Here is a 13,191-nt window from a genome sequence, read left to right on the forward strand (position 1 = left end):
TGAAGGAAATCAAAAAAATATATAGAACATTTATAAAGCAAGTACTTTAGAAAAATAGGAGGAATTACAATGACTGATATTTGCAAAGAAAAAGTATCTTTTGAAAATGTCGTGGCTTTAGAAGAACGCTTTAAAGATATGCTTAATAAAAAAATAAAAGGAGTAAAGGATTTAGAAGATTGGCTTATACAAGAAAGTCGGATTTATGATGAAATAAAAGAGATATCAGATAGGAATTACATAGATTTTCAGTGTCATAATGATGATGAGGATATCAAGAGTAGATTTATTTACCAGCAGGAAACTGTAATGCCTATAGTGAAAAAATATCAGGCTTTATTTGATAAGTTTTTTTATGATAACCAATATAGAGAAGAACTAGATAAGGAAAAATATGAACACTTGATTAAGAGTAAAATAAACTCTATTGAGATTTTTAGACAAGAAAATATAGAGTTTGAAGTCCAGCAAGATAAATTAAGCACTGAGTATTTTGATATCACAGGAAAGATGACTGTATATTGGGATGGAGAAGAAAAAACATTTCCTCAGATGTCTATATTTCTTAAGGATCCTGACAGACATATAAGACAAAAAACTTGGGAACTGATTAATACAAGAAAACTTCGTGATTCTGAGAAACTTGATGAAATAATGAATGAGCTTATAAAAATAAGAAAAAAGGTCGCACAAAACGTTGGGTTACCAAATTTCAGAGACTATATGTTTAGAAAATATGAGAGATTTTCATACACTCCTGAACAATGCTATGAATTTCATGACTCTATTTTGAAATATGTTGTTCCACTTAAAGTGAAAATAGAAAAACAACATCAAAAAGAATTAGAAATTAATGACTATAGACCATGGGATGTAGATGCTGTACCTAAAGATATTAAACCTTTAAAGCCTTTTAAAGAGATTGATGAGCTGATAGAAGGAGTTATTAGAATATTTAATAGAACTGATAAGGAGTTTGCAGAAGTACTACAAAGGATGAGAGATAACGAACTTTTAGATCTTGAGAGCAGAAAAGCAAAATCACCAGGTGGATTCTGCACGTATCTTCCAATATCGAAGCTCCCATTTATATTTATGAATGCAGCAGGAACTCACGATGATATGACTACTCTTGTTCATGAAGGTGGACATTCTATACACGATATACTAAGTTCAAATATAGCTATTTCAAAATATAGAGATACACCTATGGAGGCCGCAGAGTTTGCTTCTATGGGTATGGAACTATTAAGCATGGATAAATGGGATGAATTCTATCATAATGAGGACGAACTTAAGCAGGCTAAAAGAGAGCACCTTGAAGGTATAATAAAATTTCTGCCATGGGCTATGACTGTAGACAAGTTTCAACATTGGATGTATTTAAATCCAAATCATACTTCAGAACAGAGAAATAATGAGTTTATGAGAATTGCAAAAGAATTTATGTATTCGCATATCGATTGGACTGGGTATGAAGAGGAATTAAAGCATAGATGGAAATTACAGCTTCATATATATGAAGTTCCATTCTATTATATTGAATATGCTATAGCTCAGCTAGCAGCACTCCAGATATGGAAGCAATACAAGGAAAATCCACAAAGTGCTATTAAAAATTATAAGAAGGCGCTATCTCTTGGAAACTCTAAATCACTTCCAGAAATATATAAGACGGCAGGTTTTGAATTTGATTTTTCAGAAACAACCATTAAAGAACTTATGGATTTTGTGTGGAGTGAGATAGAAAGACTATAATGATATTTTTTTTCACATTATTACAAAATGGTTAAATTTATGACAAAAAAAAGGTGTTTCCAAAATATTGTAGAAATGTTTATATTATTAATGCTACTCACTTATCATATAGTATAATAATGCCTATTTTATCTGATAAATGTTAATGAAAGGGGGGATATAGATTGACAGAATGGTGGAATAGCATCCCTGCATTTGAAAAAGTATTTTGGTATTTTGCAGTTCCGTTCTCTGTTCTCTTTTTGATACAACTTATATCAACGTTTATTGGAATGAATGATGATGTTGATATACCAGGGGATGATGGAGGTTTCGATACTGGAACTGACTTTGATGGTGATGGAGCTGATATAGATGGTTCATCAGCTTTTAACTTATTTACGGTAAGGAATTTCATTATTTTCTTTACAGTGTTTGGATGGACTGGAATAGTAGGTGCTAATGCAAACATGAACAAAACACTGACAGTTATATTAGCAATGATACTTGGGTTGATAGTAATGGCAATTGTATCAGGAATATTCTATTTTATGAGTAGATTAACTGAGAGTGGAAACATGGACTTAAAAAATGCAATGTACTGTATTGGAGAAGTGTACATAACAATACCAGCTAAACGTAGTGGCTTAGGGAAGGTACAGATGACATTACAAGGCTCTATAAGGGAGTTAGAAGCAATGACCGATGGGAAAGCCATATCTTCAGGAGACATGGTTAGAGTTATAGATATCATTAATAATCAGATATTATTGGTAGAAAAGCAGGGATAAAGTGAAATATATAAAATTATTATAAGAAAACAAGGAGGCATAAAATTATGGAGTCTTTCTATCCTGTAATTCTCATTACTGTTATAGTAGTAGTAATTTTTAGTACTATAGCAGCTATATTTTCTAGATACAAGAAGTGTCCATCAGATAAGGTATTAGTTGTATACGGAAAGATTGGCAAAGGAAATGATGGAGGATACCGTTCTGCAAAGTGTATTCATGGTGGAGCTTCATTTATTTGGCCAGTTATTCAAAGCTATGAATTTTTAGATTTAACACCTATATCAATAGAAGTTAACTTGACAAATGCACTTAGTAACCAAAACATAAGAGTAGATGTACCTTCAAGATTTACAGTAGGTATAAGCACTGAGCCTGGTATTATGACCAATGCCGCAGAGAGACTGCTAGGCTTACAGCTAAAAGAGATTCAAGAGTTAGCTAAAGATATTATATTTGGCCAATTGAGACTTGTAATAGCTACAATGGGCATAGAAGAAATTAATTCTGATAGAGATATGTTCTTAGCAAACGTATCAAAGAATGTTGAGGCCGAATTAAAGAAAATAGGATTAAAGCTTATAAACGTTAACGTTACTGACATAAGAGATGAATCAGGATATATAGAGGCTTTAGGTAAGGAAGCAGCGGCAAAGGCAATTAACGATGCTAAGAAGAATGTTGCTGAAAAAGACCGTGACGGTGCAATAGGTGAAGCAAATGCAAAACGTGATGAAAGAGTTCAAGTTGCAGAAGCAAATGCAACTGCAGTTGAGGGAGAAAATAGAACAAAAATCACAATAGCCAATTCAGAAGCAGAGAGAAGAGAAAGAGAAGCTGAAGCAGAGAGAAGAGCAAGTGCAGCAGAGAAAGTGCAATCTGCTAAAGCGCTTGAAGAAGCTTATTCTGCTGAACAACAAGCAGAAAAAGCAAGAGCTAACAAAGAGAGAGCTACAAAAGAAGCTGACGTTATTGTTCATGCTCAAATTGAAAAAGAAAAGGTTGAAATTGATGCAGAAGCTGAAGCTGAAAGAATTCGTCGTCAAGCAAAAGGTGAAGCTGATGCTATACTATTCAAAATGCAAGCAGAAGCTCAAGGTATCATGGAAATACTCAGTAAACAAGCTGAAGGTTTTGAGAGACTTGTTAAGGCAGCCGGTGGAGATTCTAAAGAAGCGGTTATGCTTATGATAGCTGATAAGCTCCCTGAATTAGTTAAAACTCAAGTTGAAGCAATCAAAAATATCAAGATTGACAAGGTTACAGTTTGGGATACAATGAATGGAAGTAATGGAGCACCTTCAACAGCTAACTTTTTATCAGGAATGCTAAAATCAATTCCTCCTTTTGAAGAACTATTTAATATGGCTGGAATGGAGCTTCCAAAATATCTTGCTGGAGATAGCAAGCAGGCTAATGATACTGAAATAGTACAGAATGAAGAAATAGAAGAAAAACAAGAAAATATTGAATCATAGATTTTGAGATTATTTTAAAGCCTTATAAAAAATTTTTTATAGGGCTTTAACTATGTTTACTTAAAAATAATCATCTTGGATATACTAAAATTGAGGTGATTACTGTGAATATTAATTTTAAGCTGTTTAAAAAGATAAATATAGTACTAGCAATCCTATTAGTTTTAATTGTTTCCACATCATGCAGTAAAAAACAAGAGAAGCCGATGACTAGCAGTGAAAAAGAAAAAATTCCTGAAGGTTTAGGTGCAATGGCAGATAAAAGTGATAGTATAATAGAGGATATTGAGAAAATCATGGAAGAAATGAAGAAACCGGAAGAAAAAGAGGAACAGCAAAATAAGCAGAGCAATCAATCAAGCGAAGGGAAAAGCCAAAGTGATAATAAATCATCGGAAGGAGAAAAATCAGAACAGCAAAAACAAACAATGACAAAGAAAGAAAAAATAGATACAATGTGGGAAAAAGTAGGAAAGACCGTGGAAGAAATACATGCTGGATGGAATGATTATGAGCTTAAGGCTTTAGAAATGGGTGCTAAAAATGAAGATACAACAAAATTTGAAGATGCCCTTGACAATCTTACAATTGCTGTGGAAAAAAAAGATAGTTTAGAATCATTACATCAGACAAATAGAATGAATTACTATATGTCAATATTTTTTGATCCATATAAAGGAAATCCAGACGGGGAAATAATGAGATTAAAATATTTTGTAAGGCAAAGTCATCTATTTGGATTATTAAATGATTGGGCAAAATCAGAAGAAAGTATTAAAATGGGTGAAAATTCAGTAAATACACTTAGACCTAAAGTAAAACTTGATAAAAAAGATGAAAACCTTATGGAAAAATTAAATCTATCGTTACTTAACATGAAGTCTGTTATAGAAAGAAAGAACGCAGAACTGCTTAAAATAAAAAGAGACATTGTATTAAAAAACCTTGAACAACTAAAGGAAAAGGCTAAATAGGCAATGGTAAATACCTGCCTATTTTTTACTGTCGTTTTGCAGGAAGATTCATATTGCTTGGAGAATAAAATCATGATTTAGAAATATATAATAAAACTATATATGAGCACTAAGCTTAATTTTTTATTAACAAAGAATGATAGACAGATGTTTTTTCAAAAGTGGAAAGAAATATTATAATATCTAGTATTGAATAATCATAAAGAATATTTTTGTTAAAGGCTAAAATCATACAATATGTAGCAGAAGAGATCAAGATAATAATAGAAAAAACAATGATATATAGTTACTGATAGTGAAACTATTAGTATAGGGATAGCTCGTATCCTTAAGATGCTTTAGTTGTGAATAAATTAGTAGAAAAGGAGATGAAGCTATGCATTTTTTAAAACATAATGGAAGGAACCAAGTCGCTATCTATAATAACAGTATTGATATTTCCTAGGAAATATCTTGTTTATTTATATAGATTATAGTCGAAAAATGTTAAACAATAGGAGGGCAAATGACATGATTGAATTAGCTATACAAGTAGCAGCCAAAGCTCATCAAAATCAGAAAAGAAAGGGTACAGATATTCCATATATAACTCATCCATATATGGTTGGTATGATTCTACAAAAAGAAGGATGCTCTGATGAGCTTGTAGCAGCAGGGATTTTGCATGATACTGTAGAGGATACATATGTGACACTTGACTATATCAGAGATACATTTGGACAATATGTAGCAGAAATCGTAGGAGGATGCTCAGAACCTGATAAGTCACTCTCATGGGAAGAGAGAAAGACTTATAAATTACATGCACTTAAAACTGCTTCATTAGATATACGGATAGTTACCTGCGCTGATAAACTTCATAACATAAGAACTACAATTAAAGAATACAATAGAGTTGGTGAAAAAGTTTGGGACAGATTTAACAGAGGTAGAGAGAAGCAATCATGGTATTATAATGAGCTGATTAAGGTTTTATGTGACAGAGAAGACAATCCTCCTGAAATGAGAATATTTAGTGAGCTGAAAAATGAAATAATACATTTGTTTTTTGAAAAATAGAATTAGAGTAGAGAAATATCTATAAAAGAATATTTTTTTATAATAGTTTCTTTTTCTATATTATAATGGAACATTTTCCCTTAATCATCGTCAAAATAGTATATAGTTACTAAAAAGATTAGGGGAGGGATTTAGGATGATTAATAAAAGAAAAAGAGGATTTTCATTATGTGCATTATTATTGATGCTAGTATTAATTCTTTCTGGTTGTGCAAAAGGTTTTATGACTGAAGACAAAGCTTTACAAGAACAAGCTACATCTACAGAAATGCAGAAAACATCTGATGTTGGATTTAGTAACCAGGCTCCAAGTGAAAACAATGCAGATAGAGGGCAAACTATTGAACAGACGTCACTTACTGAAAACAATAGGAAGATTATTAAATCAGCACGAATTGAGTTGGAAACACTTGAGTTTGATAAGACGACAAGTGCTATAGTAGAAAAGACAAAATCTATAGGGGGATACGTAGAAAGCTCTAACATTTCAGGAAGCAGAATAAGTGAAAAACAAAGCTTTCAAGACAGATATGCATCGTTTAATTTAAGGATTCCAGAGAAATATTTTGAACAATTCATGCTTGACTTCAATAATATTGGAAATGTAATAAACAGCGAAAATAGCGGAACAGATATAACAGGTGAATATTTTGATTCTGAAGCGAGATTAAAATCTTTACAAATTCAAGAAGAAAGACTCATAGAAATTCTTAAAAAAGCTGAGAGTGTGAAAGATATTATTGAGCTTGAAAGAGAATTGTCAGATGTAAGATATCAAATAGAAAATTTTACAGGGACATTAAGGAAATGGGATAATATGGTTAATTTTGCAACTATACAGGTTTCTGTTTATGAAGTTCAAGAAATAAAAGAGCCAAAGCCAATTTCTCTTATAGATAGAGTAGGAGATGGATTTAGTAGCTCAATAAAAGTATTGATAAAGCTTGTAAAAGACTTAACTGTATTAATAGCGATATTATTACCGTTTGTTATTATAGCTTTGATAATATTTTTAATTGTAAAATATATTCTAAAGAAAATGAAGAAAAATGATAAAGAAATATAATTAAAATATTTACCTAAATAAGCTATAATGAATATTATAGGTTGCTTTAAAAAACCTACAATAGAACACGAGGTGAATTTATGAATAACGAAGCAATACTTAACTATTATATTTTAAATGGTAGCTTATGCTCGGTAAATAATGATGAAGGATTTATTAACGCATCCAGTCCATTAATTTATGAGGTAATAAGAGTTGTTGATGGAATTGCTTTATTTATGGAAGACCATTTATTTAGAATGAGAAAGTCAGCTGAAATAATTGGTTATACCATAGATAAAAAAGATAGTGAAATAGAAAAGGAGATTTATCAGTTAATAGCTGTAAATGAAACAAATAATATGAATATAAAGCTACTATGCTATAATTTAGATAAGGAAACGCAGACTTTCATGGCTTACTTCATTAAAAGTAATTATCCTGAAAAAGTAGTTTATCAAAAAGGTATTCATACTATTCTCTTTAACTCTGAAAGAAAAAATCCTAATGCAAAGGTAATCAATACAGATTTTAGGCAAAGGGTTAATGATGAAATAAAAAAGCAAGATGCTTACGAAGCTCTACTGGTAAATGAACAAGGGAATATAACAGAAGGCAGTAGATCAAACATGTTTTTTGTAAAGGAAGCTAGTGTCTATACAGCTCCATCAGGAGAAGTACTCCTTGGAATTACCAGAAATGAAATAATGAAGGTATGTAAAGCAGAAGGAATAGACATAGTTGAAAAAAACATCAAAGTAGATGAACTGGAAGAATTTGATGGAGCTTTTATGACTGGTACTTCAGTAAATGTACTTCCCATAAAGACAATCGATGATATTGAATATGACTCTATGAATAATCGAATAATTAATACTATTAGTAAAGAATATTTATACAATATTAGACAGTATATAGAAAATAGAAAAAACTGTGCCAAATAGGTACAGTTTTTTCTTGACCATCCATTATTTATACAGCCAAATAGCTATGTTAACAAAATTTTAAAATTATTATCATTTAATCTAAGTTACACAGGTTGCTTATAGAATAAGAGACTCAACTTTGAGTGGACGATACTATTAATAATTTAGCATATTACAGATATTCCTATCGGGGCAGGCGCATATATTCACTTACTAATGTAATAGAAGATTAAAAGGCATCTAGTAGATGTCTTTTAATTGTTTTTGGATAATAAAGCATTAGGCATATGGCAAATATTACAAAAGGGAAAAGAAAATATTGCATTTTTGTAACAATATGATATATAATATAACAATACCAATGTCGAAAAAACGTGAAATTACAAAGGAGGAATGGCATGAAAGGAAGAAAAATTGGATTAACAGCTAAAATTCTTATTGGTCTTATTTTAGGTTTCATAACAGGTTTGATACTAAACAAGTTGGGACCTTCTTATACTAGAGATACTATATTAGTAAATGGTTTGTTTGAGCTATTAGGTCAGATATTTTTAAGAGGAATTAAAATGATGGTTGTTCCCTTAGTTTTCGTTTCTTTAGTTAATGGAGCAGCTTCTATGTCTGATATTAAAAAGTTAGGACGAGTTGGATTTAGAACAATGCTATTTTATATTGCAACAACGGCGATAGCTATTACTATAGCTATAATAATAGCTTCTCTTATTGATCCAGGCGTTGGACTTGATATGTCTGATTTAATTAAGACTCAGCCGACCATTGGAGAAACTAAGCCACTTATACAGGTAATATATGAGATGGTTCCTACCAATCCAGCAGAATCAATGGTACAAGGTTCAATGCTTCAAATAATAGTATTTTCTCTTTTAGTAGGAATTGCGCTTTCTATTCTAGGTGATAAAACGAAAATTATTACTGACTTTTTTAATCAATTAAATGATTTAGTTATGAAGATAGTTGAGTTAATAATGCTTTCTGCACCATATGGTGTATTCGCACTAATAGCTAAGACATTTTCTACTTTAGGGTTTGATGCTATGGGCTCATTATTAAAATATATGATATGTGTTCTTTTAGCTTTGTTAATACATGTTTCTTTTACTTATTCAGGATTGCTTATGATATTTGCAAAGCTAAATCCAATAAGGTTCTTTAAAAAGTTTGCACCTGCAATGGGAGTTGCCTTTTCAACTTCTAGCTCTAATGCAACTATTCCTGTGACTTTAGAGGTAATTGAAGAAAAAATTGGTGCTTCAAAAAATATAGCTTCTTTTACTATACCATTAGGTGCAACAATAAATATGGACGGTACTTCAATAATGCAAGGAGTAGCCACTGTTTTTGTAGCTCAGCTATATGGGGTTCCGTTATCAATTCAAGCAATACTGACAGTGATTTTAACTGCTACAATAGCTTCAATCGGTACAGCTGGTGTTCCAGGAGTTGGACTTATAATGCTGTCCATGGTATTTCAAGCTATTGGACTACCAATTGAAGGAATAGCACTAATAATAGGAATAGATAGAATACTAGACATGACAAGAACTGCTGTAAATATAACTGGAGATGCAATATGTACCGCCATAGTTTCAAAGGCAGAAGGCGAATTTGATGAAGAAATATTTAATTCTAATGATTAAATAGTAATAAAAAAATACATCTAGAAAATTTAAATTTTCTGGGTGTATTTTTTATAGAAAAAAATTTCACAAAATTTTAAAAAATGTATTGCAGTTTAAAAAATATGGTGATATAATTAAAATGCAGTAAAAGTGGCAAACAATGTTATAAAAAAAGGAGGCCGTGAAGTGATGATTACTATGTTAGGTATTACCAATTTAAACAAAATTGAATATACAGCAAAAAATAACGGCCTGCGAATAGGTGTAAAGGTTAATCTATAATTGTTTTAATTTTTATTATAATTATGATTTTACAGTCGTAGGTACATAGTCTGCGATTTTTTGATTTATATTTTAATGCACTTTTTGTGTCTTTTGGAATAATATAGTCGTGGGCTTAATGCTTACGACTTTTTTATATGTTTTCTTGTATACAATAAAGTAATAAAAAGTCGTAGAGTAGCTATCTGCGGCTTTTTATTATGCCTTTGATTCAAGAAAATGTAACTAATGTAAAAAAATAAAGGAGGTGATATAATGACTGATTTATTGATGAAATTTCTATTTTTTTCTAATTCAAAGAGAGACTTTGGTTTTGAAGAGTACAGCAAACTAGAATTAAGAAGATAGGTAACATTATACTTTAGGAGGTGATAAATATGTTGTATTTAGTTGATCAGTTGGTAAAACAATCATCAAACAAAAAAGATCATGGATATGAATTATTTGCAAAGTTAGAATTAAGATTATTCTAAGGAGTTTGTACTACAAGGTAGGTGATAGATATGCTAGGGTTATTAGAACTAATCGTTTCAGGATTTGGACTTAAAAAAGACATTGGTTTAGACGAATACTTGAAGCTAGAATTTAGAAAGTAATAAAATTAATTAAATAATAAAGGAGAAATGATTATGTTATATAACTTAATTTTTACAAAGGGATTTGAAATGAAACAAGATAGAGGATTATTTGAATACCATAAACTTGAATGTAGAAACAAAACTTAGCTTTGTTTCTAGAAGATAAAGTTTGTATTAAAATGGCAGATACTATTGAAAAAATAGTATCTGCTATAATACCAATTTATAAATAAAGGGGGATTTTAACAAATGGCAGATCAAAGAATCCAAAAATTTGCAAAGCTACTAGTAAACTATTCATTGGGTATTAAGAAAGGTGACAAATTATTAATTAATGGTTATGATGTCTCATATCCGCTGATCAAAGAAGTTTATAGAGAGGCAATAAAGAATGGTGCCCATGTAAATACTGAAATAAGTCTTCCAGGCATAAGAGAAATATTCTATAAAGAAGCAAGTGATGAACAACTTGAATTTATTAGTGAGTATGATAAGTTCGTTTCAGAGTATTATGATGCAGAACTATCAGTATGGGGTGGATATAATGAAAGAGCGTTTTCTAATATAGATTCTAAAAGAATTCAAAAAAGAAGTGCCGCAACAGGTGGGCTTTTTAATAAAATGCTAGATAGAATAGCAAATAAGGATTTAAGATGGTGTGGAACACAGTTTCCTACACATGCGAGTGCTCAAGAAGCAAGCATGAGCTTGGAAGAATATGAGGATTTTGTTTACGGAGCTATGCTTCTAGACAGGGATAATCCAGTATTAGAATGGAAAAAAATATCAGAAGAGCAGGAAAAGCTTTGTAAATATCTAAATACTAAAAATATATTACATATAAAAACAAAGGACACAGATTTGAAAATGAGTATAGAAGGAAGAAAATGGATTAACTGTGATGGGAAAGAAAATTTCCCTGATGGCGAAGTTTTCACAACACCTATAGAAAATACAGTAGAAGGATATATTAGATTCACTTTTCCTGGAATAGAAATGGGAAAAGAAATTGAAGACATTAGACTTGAATTCAGTAAAGGTAAAGTCATTAAGGCAAGTGCTTCAAAGGGTGAGGACTTACTTCTAGCTTTATTAGATACTGATGAAGGTTCTAGATACTTAGGAGAAATAGCTATTGGAACAAATTACGGAATTCAAAAATTTACTAAGAATATGCTTTTTGATGAGAAAATAGGTGGAACTATCCATGCTGCAATAGGAGCTGCACCTAAGGAAACTGGTGGCAAGAATGAGTCAGGAATACATTGGGATATGATATGTGACATGAAAAATGGTGGCGAAATATATGTAGATGGAGAGCTATTCTATAAGGATGGCAAGGTTATTATAGAACTGTAGAACTGCGAATATTGTGTTAAGGAGATTATCATGAATTTTAAGGTATTGAAAAATAGGGATTTTTTACTATTTGTTTTTGGACAGTCGACTTCTCTTCTAGGCACTGGTTTTTTAAATGTGGCTTTAGCACTGTATGTACTTCAGATTACTGGATCAGCAGGAAAATTTTCTTCTGTTTTAGCGTTAGCGATGATACCAAAGATAATATTAGGACCAGTAGCGGGAACTATTGTAGATAAGGTTGATAGAAAGAAAATGATAATACTGTTAGATTTCATTAGAGGTGCTTTTGCTATTGTGTTATTTGCATACTCATTTATAGCTTCAATTAACATATTGGTTACTTATACATTAGTAATTTTCTATTCACTATGTGAAGTATTTTTTGGACCTGCATTCGTAACAATACTTCCTGCCATAGTTGATAAGGATGATTTAGTAGATGCCAATTCAATACAAAGAACAATAGAAGAGATTACATTTGCATCTACACCTTTTTTTGGAGCACTAATATTTGGTAAATATGGTGTAGGGATAATTTTACTTGTAGATGGAATAACATATTTGGTATCTGCATTTTCAGAGTGCTTTATGAGCATTCCGCCTCGTGAGCAAACAAAAGAATATTCTTCTTTTATTAATGATATTCTTGATGGATTTAAGGTGTTATTAATAGATATACGGATAACGTCTTTAATCAGTAATGGTATACTTACACACTTATTTCTATTTCCATTTGCATTAGTAGGATTCCCATATATGATTGTTACATTATTAGGAGGAACAGAAGTAGACTATGGAATAGTAGAAAGTATTGCGACTATTGGGTCAATTTTGGCAATATTTGCAGTGAGTCTTGCTAAGAAACGATGCAATGTAGCTCAATGCATAGGAATAGGAATAATCGGAATGCTAGTTTTTGTTATATCTATGCTACCTTTATCAAATAGTGGAATATTAAACTTGCTCCATAGTAACTCACCTATGATAGTTTTACTTTTTAGTACAATGATTTTTATATTTTATATGTCTTTTGGTTTTTATGGAGTATTTTATGTTACTTTTTATCAAACCACAATACCAGAGAATAAGCTTGGAAGATATGTTGCAGTTCAAGCATTGTTCTTCTCTTTAGCTCGTTTGGTTGGTTTTAAGATTTTTGGATATATGTTTGATAACTTTAATTTGATTATTCCAATAACAACACTAGGGATTGGTATGCTATTAAAAATTATAGTTCATATACCGTTTATCAAGGAAACAAAACGTTTAGAGATATTGGGAAGCAATTAAGTTTTTTCATTTATGTGTCATATTGGGGG

Annotated in this window: 10 protein-coding genes; all 10 read left to right on the plus strand. The window is 31.1% G+C overall.

Annotation, left to right across the window (positions count from 1 at the left end; all coding sequences use genetic code 11):
- Positions 1–69: 69 nt before the first annotated feature.
- The 10 genes from HNR33_RS05875 to HNR33_RS05920 all read left to right on the plus strand — a co-directional run bounded on the left by HNR33_RS05875 (position 70) and on the right by HNR33_RS05920 (position 13,162).
- Positions 70–1,758, plus strand: a complete 1,689-nt coding sequence (locus HNR33_RS05875; protein ID WP_429081147.1) for a M3 family oligoendopeptidase — start codon at positions 70–72, stop codon at positions 1,756–1,758.
- 164 nt (positions 1,759–1,922) lie between these two features.
- Positions 1,923–2,528 carry a hypothetical protein gene (locus tag HNR33_RS05880; protein WP_429081149.1) on the plus strand — a complete coding sequence of 202 codons (606 nt, stop codon included), beginning with the start codon at positions 1,923–1,925 and terminating at the stop codon, positions 2,526–2,528.
- A gap of 47 nt (positions 2,529–2,575) precedes the next feature.
- On the plus strand, positions 2,576–4,006 hold the full coding sequence (locus HNR33_RS05885; RefSeq protein WP_429081151.1) for a flotillin family protein: 1,431 nt from the start codon (positions 2,576–2,578) through the stop codon (positions 4,004–4,006).
- Positions 4,007–4,110: 104 nt separating this feature from the next.
- Positions 4,111–4,980: a hypothetical protein gene (locus HNR33_RS05890; RefSeq protein WP_429081154.1), complete on the plus strand. Its 870-nt coding sequence runs from the start codon at positions 4,111–4,113 to the stop codon at positions 4,978–4,980.
- A gap of 510 nt (positions 4,981–5,490) precedes the next feature.
- Positions 5,491–6,039, plus strand: a complete 549-nt coding sequence (locus HNR33_RS05895) for an HD domain-containing protein (RefSeq protein WP_429081155.1) — start codon at positions 5,491–5,493, stop codon at positions 6,037–6,039.
- Between the two features lie 136 nt (positions 6,040–6,175).
- Complete coding sequence (locus HNR33_RS05900; RefSeq protein WP_429081157.1) at positions 6,176–7,105, plus strand: DUF4349 domain-containing protein; 930 nt, start codon at positions 6,176–6,178, stop codon at positions 7,103–7,105.
- A gap of 80 nt (positions 7,106–7,185) precedes the next feature.
- Complete coding sequence (locus HNR33_RS05905; RefSeq protein ID WP_429081159.1) at positions 7,186–8,028, plus strand: aminotransferase class IV; 843 nt, start codon at positions 7,186–7,188, stop codon at positions 8,026–8,028.
- 380 nt (positions 8,029–8,408) lie between these two features.
- A complete protein-coding gene (locus HNR33_RS05910; protein WP_429081162.1) occupies positions 8,409–9,668 on the plus strand; it encodes a dicarboxylate/amino acid:cation symporter in 1,260 nt (419 codons plus the stop codon).
- Positions 9,669–10,759: 1,091 nt separating this feature from the next.
- Positions 10,760–11,869 carry an aminopeptidase gene (locus HNR33_RS05915; protein ID WP_429081165.1) on the plus strand — a complete coding sequence of 370 codons (1,110 nt, stop codon included), beginning with the start codon at positions 10,760–10,762 and terminating at the stop codon, positions 11,867–11,869.
- A gap of 30 nt (positions 11,870–11,899) precedes the next feature.
- Complete coding sequence (locus HNR33_RS05920; RefSeq protein ID WP_429081166.1) at positions 11,900–13,162, plus strand: MFS transporter; 1,263 nt, start codon at positions 11,900–11,902, stop codon at positions 13,160–13,162.
- The last annotated feature ends 29 nt before the right edge of the window (positions 13,163–13,191 follow it).

Origin of the sequence: Brassicibacter mesophilus (assembly GCF_050433385.1) — a bacterium.
Lineage (GTDB): Bacteria > Bacillota > Clostridia > Tissierellales > Proteiniboraceae > Brassicibacter > Brassicibacter mesophilus.